At 64.0% G+C, this 15,752-nt stretch carries 14 protein-coding genes, 1 tRNA gene and 2 pseudogenes; 10 read left to right on the forward strand and 7 right to left on the reverse strand.

Translation table 11 applies throughout. The features are described from left to right. Positions 1 to 15: 15 nt before the first annotated feature. Positions 16 to 1,053, reverse strand: a complete 1,038-nt coding sequence (gene moaA, locus ACD578_RS03565) for a GTP 3',8-cyclase MoaA (protein WP_404293684.1) — start codon at positions 1,051 to 1,053, stop codon at positions 16 to 18. A 94-nt stretch (positions 1,054 to 1,147) separates the two neighbouring features. On the opposite strand from moaA, the gene ACD578_RS03570 reads away from it, so the two are divergent. Further along, complete coding sequence (locus tag ACD578_RS03570) at positions 1,148 to 1,516, forward strand: gamma-butyrobetaine hydroxylase-like domain-containing protein (RefSeq protein ID WP_404290930.1); 369 nt, start codon at positions 1,148 to 1,150, stop codon at positions 1,514 to 1,516. A 121-nt stretch (positions 1,517 to 1,637) separates the two neighbouring features. Here ACD578_RS03570 and ACD578_RS03575 read toward each other — a convergent pair whose 3' ends face one another. Beyond that, positions 1,638 to 2,222 (reverse strand): L,D-transpeptidase, encoded by a 585-nt coding sequence (locus tag ACD578_RS03575; protein WP_404290932.1) that lies wholly within the window; start codon positions 2,220 to 2,222, stop codon positions 1,638 to 1,640. 247 nt (positions 2,223 to 2,469) lie between these two features. Here ACD578_RS03575 and ACD578_RS03580 point away from each other — a divergent pair. Then, positions 2,470 to 2,544: transfer RNA gene (locus ACD578_RS03580), tRNA-Val, on the forward strand. A 69-nt stretch (positions 2,545 to 2,613) separates the two neighbouring features. Here ACD578_RS03580 and ACD578_RS03585 read toward each other — a convergent pair. Then, positions 2,614 to 3,314: pseudogene (locus ACD578_RS03585) on the reverse strand (HAD family hydrolase). Between the two features lie 91 nt (positions 3,315 to 3,405). Here ACD578_RS03585 and ACD578_RS03590 point away from each other — a divergent pair. From ACD578_RS03590 to ACD578_RS03600, 3 genes and pseudogenes are all read left to right on the forward strand, one after another. After that, a pseudogene (locus ACD578_RS03590) lies at positions 3,406 to 3,859 on the forward strand (hypothetical protein). A 211-nt stretch (positions 3,860 to 4,070) separates the two neighbouring features. Then, complete coding sequence (gene rpiA, locus ACD578_RS03595; protein WP_404290935.1) at positions 4,071 to 4,766, forward strand: ribose-5-phosphate isomerase RpiA; 696 nt, start codon at positions 4,071 to 4,073, stop codon at positions 4,764 to 4,766. A gap of 31 nt (positions 4,767 to 4,797) precedes the next feature. Beyond that, entirely contained in the window at positions 4,798 to 5,304 is a 507-nt protein-coding gene (locus ACD578_RS03600; RefSeq protein WP_404290937.1) for a DUF2059 domain-containing protein, read from the forward strand. Between the two features lie 60 nt (positions 5,305 to 5,364). Here the strand turns inward: ACD578_RS03600 and ACD578_RS03605 are convergent, their stop codons facing one another. The 3 genes from ACD578_RS03605 to ACD578_RS03615 form a co-directional block, all read right to left on the reverse strand. Next, positions 5,365 to 6,864 carry a tripartite tricarboxylate transporter permease gene (locus ACD578_RS03605; RefSeq protein ID WP_404290939.1) on the reverse strand — a complete coding sequence of 500 codons (1,500 nt, stop codon included), beginning with the start codon at positions 6,862 to 6,864 and terminating at the stop codon, positions 5,365 to 5,367. A 9-nt stretch (positions 6,865 to 6,873) separates the two neighbouring features. Beyond that, positions 6,874 to 7,347, reverse strand: a complete 474-nt coding sequence (locus ACD578_RS03610; RefSeq protein ID WP_404290941.1) for a tripartite tricarboxylate transporter TctB family protein — start codon at positions 7,345 to 7,347, stop codon at positions 6,874 to 6,876. Between the two features lie 66 nt (positions 7,348 to 7,413). Next, entirely contained in the window at positions 7,414 to 8,385 is a 972-nt protein-coding gene (locus tag ACD578_RS03615) for a Bug family tripartite tricarboxylate transporter substrate binding protein (RefSeq protein WP_404290943.1), read from the reverse strand. Positions 8,386 to 8,613: 228 nt separating this feature from the next. Between ACD578_RS03615 and gor the strand changes: the two genes are divergently transcribed. From gor to ACD578_RS03630, 3 genes are all read left to right on the forward strand, one after another. Then, positions 8,614 to 9,999, forward strand: a complete 1,386-nt coding sequence (gene gor, locus ACD578_RS03620) for a glutathione-disulfide reductase (RefSeq protein WP_404290945.1) — start codon at positions 8,614 to 8,616, stop codon at positions 9,997 to 9,999. Between the two features lie 32 nt (positions 10,000 to 10,031). Further along, positions 10,032 to 10,259 (forward strand): hypothetical protein, encoded by a 228-nt coding sequence (locus tag ACD578_RS03625; RefSeq protein ID WP_162003052.1) that lies wholly within the window; start codon positions 10,032 to 10,034, stop codon positions 10,257 to 10,259. 297 nt (positions 10,260 to 10,556) lie between these two features. After that, the gene (locus ACD578_RS03630) at positions 10,557 to 11,942 is read left to right on the forward strand and encodes a class II 3-deoxy-7-phosphoheptulonate synthase (protein WP_404290947.1); all 1,386 of its coding nucleotides are present in this window, start codon (positions 10,557 to 10,559) and stop codon (positions 11,940 to 11,942) included. 81 nt (positions 11,943 to 12,023) lie between these two features. Here the strand turns inward: ACD578_RS03630 and ACD578_RS03635 are convergent, their stop codons facing one another. Beyond that, positions 12,024 to 12,332, reverse strand: a complete 309-nt coding sequence (locus tag ACD578_RS03635; RefSeq protein ID WP_404290949.1) for a hypothetical protein — start codon at positions 12,330 to 12,332, stop codon at positions 12,024 to 12,026. Between the two features lie 110 nt (positions 12,333 to 12,442). Here ACD578_RS03635 and ACD578_RS03640 point away from each other — a divergent pair, with 110 nt between their 5' ends. Next, positions 12,443 to 14,176: an NAD+ synthase gene (locus ACD578_RS03640; RefSeq protein WP_404290952.1), complete on the forward strand. Its 1,734-nt coding sequence runs from the start codon at positions 12,443 to 12,445 to the stop codon at positions 14,174 to 14,176. Between the two features lie 209 nt (positions 14,177 to 14,385). Next, on the forward strand, positions 14,386 to 15,726 hold the full coding sequence (gltX, locus tag ACD578_RS03645) for a glutamate--tRNA ligase (RefSeq protein WP_404290954.1): 1,341 nt from the start codon (positions 14,386 to 14,388) through the stop codon (positions 15,724 to 15,726). Positions 15,727 to 15,752: the final 26 nt, after the last annotated feature.

The raw sequence follows: 15,752 nt of genomic DNA on the forward strand, positions 1-15,752 counted from the left end.
CTCATCGAAAAGCGCTCAGCCCCCTGTCACGCTCATGTGACGGCTCAGCGCCGGGCGGGCGTGGCGCCGGTCGATGATGAAGTCGTGGCCCTTCGGCTTGCGGGCGATGGCATCGACGATAGACCGTTCGAGAAGCTCGTTGCTTTCGGAGGCGCGCACCGGTGCCCGCAGGTCGGCGGCGTCCTCCTGGCCGAGGCACATGAAGAGCTGGCCAGTGCAGGTGAGGCGCACCCGGTTGCAGCTTTCGCAGAAATTGTGCGTCATCGGTGTGATGAAGCCCAGCCGCCCACCGGTCTCCTTCACCCGCACGTAACGCGCCGGCCCGCCGGTGCGATCCGCCAGATCCTCCAGCGTGTAACGCCCGGCGAGGCGGGCGCGCACCAGCGAGAGGGGCAGGAACTGATCGATGCGCTGCCCGTCGATCTCGCCCAGGGGCATCACTTCGATGAGGGTGAGGTCCATGTCGCGCCCATGGGCCCATTCGAGCAGGGGCTCGATCTCGCCCTCGTTGACGCCCTTCAGGGCGACGGTGTTGATCTTGACCTTGAGGCCGGCATTCTGAGCGGCATCGAGCCCCTGAAGCACTTTTGTCAGGTCGCCCCAGCGGGTGATGCGGCGGAATTTCTCGGCATCGAGGGTATCGATCGACACGTTGATCCGCTTCACGCCGCAGGCGGCGAGCTCCTTCGCGTGGCGGGCGAGCTGCGAGCCGTTGGTGGTGACGGTAAGTTCGTCCAGGCCACCCGAATCCAGGTGCCGGGACAGGGAGCCGAACAGGGTCATGATGTCCCGTCGCACCAGGGGCTCGCCGCCGGTGATGCGCAGCTTGCGCACGCCCCGGTCGACGAAGGCCGAGCAGATCCGGTCGAGCTCCTCCAGGGTGAGCAGGTCGCGCTTGGGCAGGAAGGCCATGTCCTCGGACATGCAATAGACGCAGCGGAAATCGCAGCGATCCGTCACCGACACGCGAAGATAGGTGATCGCCCGGCCAAACGGGTCCAGGAGGGACCGGCCGGTATCGGAATTCTCGAGATGAGCCGGCAGGGCTCCCATGGCGGAGAAATCCTTGTTCGCGCGAAGACTTGCCTTCAACTTGATGATCAAGCAGTTAGCGTGAAATCGCAAACCAGAAAAGGGGCTCGGGCCTATGACATCTGAGCGCTGGCCGATGGAACTCCGCCTTGCCAAGGACAGGCGCAGCCTGCGCATCGCCTTCGATGACGGCACCGCCTTCGACCTGCCGGCCGAATACTTGAGGGTGACGAGCCCTTCGGCCGAGGTCCAGGGTCACAGCCCTGCCGAGCGCAAGACTGTGCCGGGCAAGCGCGAGGTAGAGATTGTCGGCGTGGAGCCGGTCGGCAATTATGCCGTCAAGCTCGTCTTCGACGACATGCACGACAGCGGGATCTACGGCTGGGACTATCTCTACAGGCTCGGAGCCGAGCAGGGAGAGAAGTGGCAGGCCTACCTCGAGGAACTGGCCGCCAAGGGACTCTCGCGGGATCGGTTGCGCTGAAGCGGACATCGCCACTGTCATCCCACACTCTGCTGCGTGGCCCCGGAATGACAGTGAAGAACGGTTCAGAAGCAGAAATGGCCGGGACGGGCCCGGCCATGACGCGTGGAGTTATGCAGGCTCAGCGCTGAACGACGACCCGCGCGCCCACCCTGGCGCGGCTGTAGAGGTCGGTCACGTCCTCGTTGGTCATGCGGATGCAGCCCGAAGAGACGGCCTCGCCGATGGTTTCCGGTTCGTTCGAGCCGTGGATTCGATAGATCGTGCTGCCGATGTAGAGGGCGCGGGCGCCGAGCGGATTGTCCGGTCCACCCTTCATATAGCGGGGTAGGTCGGGACGGCGCTTGAGCATGGATGCCGGGGGACGCCAATCCGGCCATTCGCGCTTCATCGTGACCGAATGGCTTCCGGCCCAGGTGAAGCCCGGTCGGCCTACGCCGACGCCATACTGAATGGCCTGACCGTTACCGAGCACGAACCAGAGACGACGCTCGCTGGTCGACACCACGATGGTGCCGGGCGCGTAGCGGCCGGTGAAGGCGACGACCTCGCGCGGAACCGGCGCGGCCTGGGCCTTCAGGGCCTCTTCAGCGCCGTAGAGCGGCTGGCGGGTGAGAGGGTCGATTGCCGTAAATGCCGCAGCCGGCGTCGCGAGAGCGACGAAGGCGCAGGCGAGCCCGGAGAGGGCAACGCGAGTGCGTCCCATTATTGCCTCAGATAGAACATGGTTGATGGCCGGTTCTGCGATTGCTCAACGCAACAGCCCCGCTTCGGATCCAAGCTCTATCAAGGTTTTGCTATAAAATCCTAGTGCAGAAATGCCTCATTCCCGACACATCGTAAGCAACCGGTTAAAGTCACGGTGCCATAATTTGCGAAACAAAATACTTCGCTCACGCTGCGCTTCTTTGGCTTGACGCCAGGGGTTCTGCGCCTTTAGAAGGCCCTTGTCAGGGCGCGTAGCTCAGCGGGAGAGCATTCGCTTCACACGCGAAGGGTCACAGGTTCAATCCCTGTCGCGCCCACCATTCCTTCCTGATAAGCCAAGCTTCACTTTTTCGTGTGCAACCGATTGCACGCACGATAGCCTCTGTGCGTCAGGCCGCCAGCGGCCTCATGACGGCCTGCACGGCGCCGAACAGATCGTCGAAGTGATCGATGACCAGATCGGGTCCCAGCTCACGGACCGGCACGTCGGTGTAGCCGAACGGGACCGCGACCACCGGGATGCCGGCATTCTGCGCCGTCACGATGTCCGTCCGGGAATCGCCGATCATCACCGCCCGACCGGGATTTCCGCCGGCACGCTCGATGGTCAGTGTCAGGTGGCGTGGATCGGGCTTGAAATAGGGGAACGTGTCGCGGCCGCAATTGGCCGCAAAGCGGTGGCCGATGCCGAGCTCGTCGAGCAGCTTGACCGAATGCTCCTCGACCTTGTTCGTGCACACCGCCAGGATGAACCCTGCCTCTTCCAGCCGGTCCAAGGCTGCGGCCACGCCCGGATAGAGCTGCGTCCGGAGGCAGATATTCTCGCCGTAATGAACCATGAACTGACGAAACAGCTCGTCGAGACGGGCGGGCGTCAGCTCCTTGCCGGCGGCCTCGAAGCCGCGCTCGATCAGAGCCCGTGCACCGGCGCCGATCATGTCGCGCGCCTTGCCGACCGGAAGGGGGCGAGCCCCTCCCGCTCAAGGATCACGTTGAGAGTCCCGACGAGGTCGCCGGCCGTGTCTGCCAGGGTTCCATCGAGGTCGAAGACGGCGATGGGCGAGACGATGTGCGGGGTATCAATGGCCATGAAGGTCGGCTACCTGCTGGAGGCAAGGGAATCAAGCCTTGGAATGATATGGTGCCTATGGTTGATTCGATCTTACCGAATGGAGTGGTGAATGCGGCCCCTTGGTTCCGCTGCGTTGATTTTGGCAGTCCTGGCGCTGGGAGGCCTCTCCGGCCCCGCCTTGGCCGCATCTTATGATTTCGTGCCCGCGCCTCAGACCGACCTGAACAGGATTTATAGGATCGATCGGATCACCGGCGAGGTGAGCTCCTGCCAATATGGTCTCCAGGAAGGCACGGTCGGGGTCACCCTCTGCTACAGTGCAGGCGAGGGCGCCGGAGCCCAGCCGCCGGGGGAATACGGGCTTGTCGCCTCCCGTCACGAGCGGGAAGGGGGGTGTTTCGGGTCAATTACCGGACCGGACAGATGAGCATCTGCTACGTTTTCGACGAGCGGGTGGTCTGCACCCCCAGATGACTCCGTCGCCCGCCGCATCGACGGCTGCACCGACGGCCGCCACGCCGAGCGTCAGCTCGGGTATGGGGGCATCGCCGCAGCGTCCCTGAGGCGCTGGCGCATCAACGATCCGCCGCATAAGGGATTGAGCGTCGAATCGATCCCAAAAGTGCAAATCCACTTCTGGGATCGATGCTCTCGGCGAGGAATTCTGCGACCGACCAAAGGTGAAACGTTCTTTCTTCCAGCCGTCCTGACATGCTAGAGGCGAGCAGAACAGCTTTTCGCAAACCAGAGCGGATGCATTCTTAGAGGATTTCAGTGAGCGACAATCTCAAGCGCGCTGCAGCCGAGAGGGCTGCCGAGCTCGTCACGGATGGCATGAGGCTGGGCTTGGGCACCGGCTCGACCGCGGCGCATTTCGTTGCGGCCATCGGCGAGCGCGTTCGGAGCGGGCTCAAGGTGGTGGGCGTCCCCACCTCCGAGGCGACCCGCGACCAGGCGCAGCGCGAGGGCATCCCCCTGTCGACCCTCGACGAGACCCCCGACCTCGACCTGACGGTCGACGGAGCCGACGAGCTCGACGACGATTTACGCCTCATCAAGGGCGGCGGCGGCGCTCTCCTGCGCGAGAAGATCGTCGCCTCCGCGAGCCAGCGGATGATCGTCATTGCCGACGGATCCAAGCATGTCGCGAAGCTCGGCCGCTTTCCGCTCCCGATCGAGGTCGTGCCCTTCGGCCTCACGGCCACCGAGCGGGCCATTGCCAGGCTTCTGGACAGCCTGGGCATGAGCGGCGAACTCCATCTGCGGCATGCTCCCGACGGTGCAGCCTACGTCACGGACGGGGGCCATTTCATTCTCGATGCGCATCTCGGGCGCATCGACAAGCCGAACGTGCTTGCCTCGACGCTGAACAACATTCCCGGCGTCGTGGAGCACGGTCTCTTCATGGGCCTTGCCACCGGGGCGATCCTCGCAACGGGCGACAGGCTTGTCGAACTCGGTCAGCTCTGACCTTAAAGCTATGACGATTGGAGCCACTTCTATGATCCGCAACGCCTCCCGCCTGGCTGCGACCTCGGTCGCATTGTTCATGCTCGCGAGCCCGGCTTTCGCCCAGCAGGCGCAGCAGCCCAGCGCCAGCCACCTTGCCGCTGGCCGTGACGTCGCCATCAGCTCCGGGATGACGGGCGCCTTCGATGCCATGACCGGCCCGCTGCTCAACCAGCTTCAGCAGATGAACGTGACCCGACCGGAGATCCGGCAGGATCTGGAGCAGGTCGTGGCCATCCTCCGGCCCGAGGTCGACCAGAAGAAGCAGGAGATGATCGACAGCACCGCTCGGATCTTCACGACGCGGATGACCGAGGCCGAGCTGAAGGAGGTTGCGGCCTTCTACAAGTCTCCGGTCGGCCAGAAATACGTGCTGATCCAGCCCGGTGTCCTCGACGACGTGGTCCGCGATCTCTCCATCTGGTCGCAGCGGACCTCGGAGTTCATCATGGACCGCGCCCGCCAGGAAATGAGCAAGCGCGGGCACCAGCTGAACTGAGATCGATCGTTCTTCCGACATGAAAAAGGCCCGGTTTCCCGGGCCTTTCTGTTTTATGGGTTAGTCCTCGACCGCCTTGAAGCGTCCCATGCCTTTGAGGAAGAAGGGCAGGACCAGGGCGATCACCGCGATGCCAAGCAGCGTCGCCGAGATCGGGCTCTGCAGCAGCACCATCGGATCGCCTAGGCTGATCGAGAGGGCGCGGCGCAGCTGGCTCTCCGCGATCGGCCCCAGGATCAGTCCCACGACGACCGGGGCGATGGGGAAGTCGAAGCGCCGCATCAGGAAGCCGAGCACGCCGAACACCGTCAGCATGATGAGTTCAACCGGCGACGGATTGGCCGCGATCGTGCCCATGGTGGCGAAGACCAGGATGCCGGCATAGAGCCAGGGTTGCGGAATCGCGAGCAGCTTTACCCAGAGCCCTACGAGCGGGAGGTTCAGCACCAGCAGCATCGCGTTGGCGATGAACAGGCTGGCGATCAGGCCCCACACCAGATTGGGCTGCTCCGCAAAAAGCAGGGGTCCGGGGTTGAGGCCGTATTGCTGAAAGCCCGCCAGCATCATGGCCGCGGTGGCCGAGGTCGGCAGGCCCAGGGTCAGCAGAGGCACGAGGGTGCCCGCGGCGGACGCATTGTTGGCGGCTTCCGGACCGGCGACGCCTTCAATGGCGCCCTTGCCGAAATCTTCAGGGTACTTGGTCAGGCGCTTCTCGGTGGCGTAGGACAGGAACGTCGGTATCTCCGCGCCGCCGGCCGGAAGGGCGCCGATCGGGAACCCATAGAGCGTCCCGCGCAGCCAAGGCTTCCAGGAGCGTTTCCAGTCCTCCTTGGTCATCCAAAGGGAGCCGCGGACGGGCTCGAGCTTCTCCTCGTGGATATGCCGGCGGGACGCCACGTAGAGCGCTTCGCCGACCGCGAAGAGACCGACGGCCAGGGTTGTCACCTCGATATTGTCGTAGAGCTCGGGGACGCCGAAGCTCAGGCGGGACTGGCCGGAGAGAATGTCGATACCGACGAGGCCGAGCAGCAGACCGATGAACAGGCTCGTGAGGCCGCGAACCGGAGAATCGCCGAAGGTGGCGGAGACCGTCACGAAAGCCACGACCATCAGGGCGAAGTAATCCTCGGGGCCGAAGCTTACGGCGATTTCCACGAGATAGGGGGCCAGCAGCGTGAGCCCCAACGTGGCGATCGTGCCGGCCACGAAGGAGCCGATGGCGGAGGTCGCAAGCGCCGGGCCGCCGCGGCCCGCCTTGGCCATCAGGTTGCCCTCCAGGGCGGTCGCCATGGAGGCGCTTTCGCCTGGCGTGTTGATCAGGATGGCAGTGGTCGAGCCGCCATACATGCCGCCGTAATAGATGCCGGCGAACATGATGATCGATCCCCCCGGATCGAGCTTGAAGGTGATCGGCAGGAGTAGCGCAACGGTGAGCGCCGGGCCGATGCCGGGCAGCACGCCGACGGCGGTGCCGAGAAGAACGCCGATGAGCGCAAACAGCAGGTTCATCGGCTGAATGGCGACGGCAAGGCCGCCTGCTAAGGATGTGAAAGCTTCCATGGACAAGCCTCAGAGCAGACGTTCGAGCGGCCCGGCCGGCAGGGACAGGGTCAAAAGCTTGGCGAAGAGCACATAGACGAACACGGCGATGACCGCGCCGATCAGAAGATCCGTCAGGAACGCACGACGCCCGAAGGCTGCCGATGTGGTGGCGAACAGAAGGGCCGTGCCGATCATGAAGCCACCGCCGATGGCGATCAGGATGATCAGGCAGGCGAGCCCGCCAAGGATCAGTATGATCGGGTTCCAGTCGAGGCTGTCGCGGGCCGGGAGATCGCCGCGCAAGGCTCCAATGGCGTTGCCGATGGCGAGCAGGGTCAGGCCGACCGAGACGACGATGGGCATGACCTTCGGGCCGAGGTCATAAGGAGAGAGAATCTGGAGCTTGGTCATGTCCCACCAGACCAGGCCGGCAAGGACAAGAAGAAGGAGCGCGATGACGAGGCCTGCCACGTCGATGCGCCGCTGGGGAGATGTAGCCATGGAATGTCCCAAAAAGAAGCGCCGCGCTCAGAAACGCGGCGCTTCCAACGGCCTTTAGCTTGAAATTTAAGACTTCACCAGCCCCACCGCAGTGAGCACTTCTTTCGTGAGAGCCTGTTCGTTAGCCAGGATCTTGGCGAAGGCGTCGCCGGAAACGTAGGCGTTCTCCCAGCCCTTGGCCTTGAGAAGTTCCTGCCACTCCTTGGACTGGGCCAGCTTGTCCATGGCGTCCGTCAGAGCCTTCTTCTGGTCGGCGGAGATGCCGGGAGGGGCAACGACCGCGCGCCAGTTGGCGATCTCGAGATCGATGCCCTGCTCCTTGATGGTGGGCACGTCCACATTGGCCGTCTTGGTCGCCGAGGTCAGGCCGATGAGGCGCAGCTTGCCCGCCTTCACCTGGCTCTCGAACTCGCCGTAACCCGAAATACCCGCCGTCACCTTGCCGCCGAGGATGGCCGCCAGAGCCTCGCCGCCGCCGGAGAACGGGATGTAGTTGATCTTGGTCGGGTCTGCGCCCGCAGCCTTGGCGAAGAGAGCCGCCGCGATGTGGTCGACGCCGCCGGCCGAACCGCCAGCCCAGGTCACCTTGGCCGGATCGGCCTTGATGGCCGCGGCGAGATCCTTGGCGTCCTTGATCGGTGAGCTGGCCGGGACCACGATCGCCTCGTATTCCGTCGTCAGGCGGGCGATGGGAGTCGTCTGATCGAGGGTTACCGGCGACTTGTTGGTGAGAAGCGCGCCCACCATCACATAGCCCATGACCATGAGCTGATGACCATCGCCCTTGGAATTGTTCACGAGCTGGGCGATGCCGATGGAGCCGCCGGCGCCCGGCACGTTGGTGACCTGCACGCTCTTGGCGATGCCGGACTGGGTCAGGGCCTGCTGCATGGAGCGGGCGGTCTGGTCCCAGCCGCCGCCCGGCGCTGCCGGAGCCATGATCTTGAGCTCCATCTGAGCTGCCGCCGACGTCACGAATCCTGCCACGGCCGCCGCAGCGAGAGCGCTGCGCCAAAGACCTTTACGAAGTTGGCTCATAAGTTTCCTCCATTGACGCTGACATCGGGTCAGCGTGTCCGGGCAGACCCTAATGAGGGAACGAGGGAGCGGCAAGCGCTTGGTTCTTTATCGTTGTTGAACCTTCGCGTAAGAGCTTCGTCACCGGGTGAGCAGCCATGTGCGCGAAGCAGGGCTGGCGGGCGACTTCGCCCGAAACCATCCTTATATGTCTAAGTCGAAGACGCAGAATTAAGCGGAGACCGCCTCATGTCCTCATTCGATGTCGACCTCTTCGTGATCGGAGGCGGGTCCGGCGGCGTCCGCGCGGCGCGCATCGCCGCGAGCTACGGCGCGAAGGTCATGGTGGCCGAGGAGTACCGGGTCGGCGGAACGTGCGTCATCCGCGGCTGCGTGCCGAAGAAGCTGATGGTCTATGCCAGCCGCTTCGTCGACGATTTCCACGACGCGGAAGGCTTCGGCTGGAGCATCGGCGAGACGCACTTCGACTGGACGACCCTGATCCGCAACATGGATCGGGAGATCGGCCGCCTCGAGGGGATCTATCGCGCCAATCTGGAGAAGGCCGGCGTTGAGATCGTCGACAGCCGCGCCGTGATCGAGGACGCTCATACGGTTCATGTGCTCAAGACCGGGGAGCGCATCCGCGCCCGCTACATCCTGGTGGCGGTCGGAGCACATCCGACCCTGGAGCCGGTCATCCCGGGCGGCGAGCTCGGCATCACCTCCAACGAGGTCTTCCATCTGGAGAGCCTGCCGAAGCGCATCCTGATTGTCGGGGGTGGTTACATCGCGGTCGAGTTCGCGGGCGTCTTCGCCGGACTCGGCAGCGAGGTCACGCTGCTTCACCGGGGCGATAAGCTCCTTCGCGGCTTCGACGAGGACGTGCGCGATGCGCTCGGCGAGGCCTATGCCCAGCGCGGGATCAAGTTGGCTCTGGGCACGACCCTCAGGAGCATGGAGAAGACACCCGAAGGAATCGCCGCGACTTTGTCCGACGGCTCCGTGCTCACGGTCGATCAGGTGCTCGTCGCCACGGGGCGGCGGCCCAACACGAAAGGGCTCGGGCTGGAGAATGCCGGCATTGCCGTCGACGAGGTCGGCGCCATCCCGGTCGACGGCTATTCCCAGACCCTCGTGCCCTCGATCTACGCGGTGGGCGATGTGACCAACCGGGCGAACCTCACCCCCATTGCCATCCGCGAGGGCCATGCCTTCGCGGACACGGTGTTCGGAGGCAAGGAGACCATCGTCGATCATGATTTGATCCCTACGGCCGTCTTTTCGACTCCGGAAATCGGCGTGATCGGCTGCGGCGAGGCCGCGGCGCGGGCGATCTATGGCGATATTGACGTGTACAAGACCGCCTTCAGGCCGATGAAGGCCACGCTCTCAGGCGGCAAGGACCGAGTCTTCATGAAGCTCATTGTCGACAAGGCCAGCGACAAGGTCGTGGGCGTCCACATTATGGGTCACGATGCGGGTGAGATGATCCAGCTTGCAGGCGTCGCCGTGACCATGGGCGCCACCAAGGCCGATTTCGACCGCACCGTCGCGGTTCACCCAACGGCAGCAGAGGAGCTGGTGACCATGCGCACGCCTGTGGTGGTCAAGAAGCCGGTGGCGGTGGGATAGACAAGCCGGGACGGCATTGCAGGGGGCGCCGAGTGAGCCTGATCCATAACGAGCAGACCAAGTTGACCGCGACGGCGCTCAACAATGTCGCCGTCGCGTTCGTCATCGCCGGGTTCGTGGGGCCGATGGTGGCCGTTGGTTACGGATCGGAGGCTATGCCAAGGGATGCTATCGCCATTGTGGTCAGCATCATTTGGCTTTTCGTCGGGTTTATCCTACATTCCATAGCGAAGTTGATCTTGAGAGACCTGAAGCCATGACCCTCCTGGAAGCCTATGTTTACTTCGGCATCCCGGTCATCGCCGTGGCGATGGGGTTTGGCGCCCTCTGGATGTCCCGGCGCGAGAGCCGTCAGCGCCACGCACGCTGAGGAACGCATTTTCTCCATTTCGCGGGATTTCAGGCTCGGTTCGAGGGGACGCGACACGCAGTCCCCTGGTGCGCGTCGGTGCACTAACGCACTCGCCTTTTTGTTTATGTCGTGTATAGGTGCCGTTCCGTGCCGCTTGTTGCGGTGAACGGCGAGAATTTCGAGAAAGGACACGGGGGTAAGTGTCATGACCGAGCGGTGGACGCCCGACAGCTGGAGAAACAAGCCGATCCAGCAGGTTCCGGCCTTTCCGGACCTTGAGGCGCTTGAGAGCGTCGAGCAGCAGCTCGCCGGCTTTCCTCCGCTCGTCTTTGCGGGCGAGGCCCGCAAGCTGAAGCGCACCTTGGCCAAGGTGGCCAAAGGCGAGGCTTTCCTTCTGCAGGGCGGCGATTGCGCCGAGAGCTTCGCCGAGCATTCGGCCGACAATATCCGCGATTTCTTCCGCCTCTTCCTCCAGATGGCCGTGGTACTCACCTATGCGGGCGGCTCGCCCGTGGTGAAGGTCGGCCGTGCGGCCGGCCAATTCGCCAAGCCGCGCTCGGCCCCGACGGAGACCATCGACGGCGTCGAACTGCCGAGCTACCGGGGCGACATCATCAGCGACATCGCCTTCACGCCGGAGGCCCGCACGCCCGATCCGCGCCGCCAGCTCATGGCCTACCGCCAGTCGGCCGCGACCCTCAACCTGATTCGCGCCTTCGCCACCGGCGGCTACGCCAATCTCGAGAACGCCCATCGCTGGATGCTCGGCTTCGTGAAGGATTCACCGCAATCCTCGCGCTACAGCGAGCTCGCCGAGCGCATCACCGAGAGCCTGAACTTCATGCGGGCCATCGGCATCGATCCCGAGACGCATCCCGAAATGCGCTCGACGGATTTCTACACCAGCCATGAGGCCCTGCTGCTCGGCTACGAGGAGGCCATGACCCGCGTCGATTCCACGACCGGCGACTGGTATGCCACCTCCGGCCATATGGTCTGGATCGGCGACCGCACCCGCCAACTCGACCATGCTCATGTGGAATACATGCGCGGCATCAAGAACCCGATCGGCCTCAAATGCGGTCCGTCGCTCTCAGCCGACGGGCTGCTCAAGCTGATCGATACACTCAATCCCGAGGACGAGGCCGGCCGCCTGACCCTGATCTGCCGCTTCGGCGCCGACAAGGTGGGTGATCACCTGCCGGGCCTGATCCGCGCGGTCCAGAAGGAAGGGCGCACCGTCGTGTGGTCCTGCGATCCGATGCACGGCAACACCATCAAGGCGGCCTCGGGCTACAAGACCCGGCCCTTCGAGAGGGTCATGGGCGAGGTGCAGGACTTTTTCGCCATCCATCAGGCGGAAGGGACGCATGCGGGCGGCATCCACCTGGAAATGACCGGCAAGAACGTAACGGAATGCACTGGCGGCGCCCGTGCGCTCACCGATGCGGACCTGCGCGACCGCTACCACACTTATTGCGATCCGCGCCTCAACGCGGAGCAGGCGCTCGAAATCGCCTTCCTGACCTCAGAGCTCATCAAGCGGGAGCGCCAGTCAAGGGAACAACCGACCGCCCTAGCGGCGGAATAAACGATTGGGCCGATTAAGAAAAAGGGGCGCTTTTGGCGCCCCTTTTTCTTTACGCATACGCAACTCTACTAGAATATGAGCTTAGCTCAGCCAGCCCATGAAGAAGAGGATAAGAATGATCGGCAGAGGAATGCCGATGAGCCAAAGCAGTCCGCCTTTAAACATGTCAGTCTCCCATGCAATTCGTGTTGGGACAACGAACTGGACTGTTCCGGGTTCCCACAAAGCTTGAGCTTTGCAGAAGCTGTTGAATCGCGAGCCCCTGACCTTAGCAAGCCTCATGCAAAGGCGCTGGATCAGCCCTGCTCGATGAGCGTTTAAGAGTTCATGGGAAAGCTTTAGCCTTGCATTGCTGCGTCCCCCAGGGCGCGCTAAATCGAAGCGCATCATGCGGAAAAGTGGTCCCGGTTTTCCGCGCCGGATGATGCGCCTATCAAGAAAGGGAGCATCGGATGGATCCCAAAAGTGGCCTCCACTTTTGAGTCCGATGCTCAGGTATCATGGCTCAGAACACGCTCAAGATCGCTCTCGCGCAGCTCAATCCCATCGTCGGCGATGTCGCCGGCAACGAAGAGAAGGCGCGGGCCGCCCGCGCGGAAGCGGCCCGGCTCGGGGCCGATATCGTGATGTTCGCCGAGCAGTTCCTCGCGGGCTATCCTGCCGAGGACCTCGTGCTGAAGCCGGCGTTTCAGGATTCCTGCCGCGCTGCGCTCGAACGGCTGGCTCGCGAGACGGCGGATGGCGGGCCCGGCATGCTCATCGGACTGCCCTGGCGGGAGGGCGACGCCCTCTACAACGCCTATGCGCTTCTCGACGGCGGCTCGATTTCCGTGCGCTTCAAGGTCGACCTGCCGAATTACGGGGTCTTCGACGAGAAGCGCAATTTCGATGCCGGGCCTCTGCCTGGGCCCGTGAATTTCCGGGGTATCCGGCTCGGGCTTCCGATCTGCGAGGACATCTGGACCGGCGATGTCGTCGAGTGCCTCGCCGAGACGGGCGCCGAGATGCTCCTCGTGCCCAACGGCTCGCCGTATTGGCGCGGCAAGACCGAAGAGCGCTTCAACATTGCGGCGGCCCGCGTGACCGAGAGCGGGCTCCCGCTGGTCTATCTCAATCAGGTCGGGGGCCAGGACGAACTGGTCTTCGACGGCGCGTCCTTCGTGCTCAATGCCGATTGCTCACTCGCCTGCCAGCTGCCCGCCAACGAGGAGATCGTCGCGCTCACCACCTGGGTGAAGGGCGAGGACGGCTGGGCCTGCCGCGAGGCCCCCGTCGTGACGGTGGAGGAGGGCGAGGAAGCGGACTACGCGGCTTGCGTTATGGGCCTGCGCGACTATGTCGACAAGAACCGCTTCCCCGGCGTGGTGCTGGGTCTGTCCGGCGGCATCGATTCCGCCATCTGCGCCGCCATGGCGGTCGACGCGCTCGGAGCCGAGCGGGTGCATTGCGTCATGCTTCCGTATCGCTACACCTCGGGCGAGTCGCTGAAGGACGCGGAGGACTGCGCCAAGGCGCTCGGCGTCCGCTACGACATCCTGCCGATCGCTGCGCCCGTGGAAGGCTTCGAGGCGGCCCTGGAGCCGATCTTTGCCAGCGCCAAGCGCGACATCACGGAGGAGAACCTCCAGAGCCGGGCCCGCGGCACCATCCTCATGGCCATCTCGAACAAGTTCGGCGCCATGGTGGTGACCACCGGCAACAAGTCGGAAATGTCGGTGGGCTATGCCACCATCTATGGCGACATGAATGGCGGCTTCAATCCGATCAAGGATCTCTACAAGATGGAGGTCTACCATATCTCGGCCCTGCGCAACCGCTGGAAGCCGAAGGGCGCTCTAGGTCCTGACGGCATCGTCATCCCCGAGAACATCCTGACCAAGGCGCCCACGGCCGAACTGCGCGAGAACCAGAAGGACCAGGATTCGCTGCCGCCCTACGAGGATCTCGACGAGATCCTGCGCGGCCTGGTGGAAGAGGAACTGCGCGTCTCCGAGATCGTCGCGAAGGGCTACGATCCGGAGATTGTCAAGAAGGTGGAGCGGCTGCTCTACATCGCCGAGTACAAGCGCCGCCAGGCCGCGCCCGGCGTGAAGGTCACGCGCAAGAATTTCGGCCGTGACCGCCGCTACCCCATCGTCAACCGCTATCGCGACCAGGGCTTGGTGGCTCACCAGAAGGACGAGGCCCTGGAACGCGCCATCGGCAAGCCGCGGGTGGGTTCGCAGGACGTGTAGAACACGCGCCACATACCATCCACGCCATCTCCGGCCTTGTGCCGGTGATCCCGATCACTCGAAGCGCGGCGCTTGTCCGTATCGGGATGGCCGGGACAAGCCCGGCCATGACGTCGTGGGTATCATCCCGGGCGACTGCTGGCCGGGAATGACACTGAAAAGTCCGTCACCCCTTGCGCCGCCGGGCTCCCTTCGCCATAGGGTTGGCCATGTCCAAGCCCATCGTTCGCTTCGCCCCGTCTCCGACCGGGCACATCCATATCGGCAACACCCGCGTCGCCTTGCTCAACGCGCTCTATGCGCGACGGGAAGGCGGCACCTTCATCCTGCGCTTCGACGATACGGATGTGGCGCGCTCGAAGAAGGAATATGCGGATTCCATCGAGACTGATCTGAAGTGGCTCGGCATTGCTCCCGATGTGATCGTGCGCCAGTCGGATCGGTTCGATCTCTATGACGCCGCCGCCGAGCGGCTGAAGGCGGTTGGCCGCCTCTATCCCTGCTACGAGACGCAGGAAGAGCTCGAATTCCGCCGCAAGCGCCAGCTCGCCCGCGGCCTGCCGCCGATCTACGACCGGGCAGCCCTCAAGCTCACCGACGAGGACCGGGCCAAGCTCGAACAGGAGGGACGAAAGCCCCATTGGCGCTTCCGCCTCGAGCCCACGAATGTCACCTGGGAAGACCTCGTGCGAGGCCATTGCCACGTGGATTGCAGCTCGCTGTCCGATCCGGTGCTGGTGCGCGAGGACGGGACCTATCTTTACACGCTGCCCTCGGTGGTGGACGACATCGAGCTTAAAGTGACCCATGTGATCCGGGGTGAGGACCACGTCACCAACACGGCGGTGCAGATCCAGATCTTCGAGGCGCTCGGCGCTGCCGTTCCCACCTTCGCCCATCACAGCCTGCTGATCACGGCAAGCGGCGAGGGCCTGTCCAAGCGCCTCGGCCATCTCTCGATCAAGGGCCTGCGCGATGCCGGGCTGGAGCCGCAATCGGTGGCCTCGCTCGCAGTGCTGGTCGGATCGGCGGAGGCCGTGCGGCCGGTGGCCGATCTCAACGAACTCGCCCGCCTGATCGACTTCTCCCACATCTCCCGGGCCCCCGCGAAGTTCGACGAGAGCGAGCTTGAGCACCTGAATGCCCGCCTCATCCACGAGATGCCCTATGAGGCCGCCCGCGAGCGTCTGGCGCAGCTCGATGCGGATGCGGGCGAAGCCTTCTGGCTCGCCGTGCGCGGCAACCTGACGAAGGTTCAGGATGCGGTCGAGTGGGCGAAGGTGGTGCGCGGTCCCGTAACGCCGGTCATCGAAGACAAGGCCTTCATCGAGGCGGCGACAAACGTCCTTCCGCCGACGCCGTGGGATGCAGCGACCTGGAAGGCTTGGACCGAAGCCGTGAAGACGGCCACCGGCGTGAAGGGCAAGGCGCTGTTCATGCCCCTGCGTCTCGCTCTGACGGGCCTCGATCACGGTCCGGAACTGGGAGCGCTGCTTCCGCTGATCGGACCCGAGCGCGCGAAGGCGCGGTTGTCGGGGCAGGCGGCTTAACCCTATCCACATCATGGCCGGGCCTG

This window comes from Microvirga sp. RSM25, from assembly GCF_044784385.1.
In the GTDB taxonomy this organism is placed as follows: domain Bacteria; phylum Pseudomonadota; class Alphaproteobacteria; order Rhizobiales; family Beijerinckiaceae; genus Microvirga; species Microvirga tunisiensis.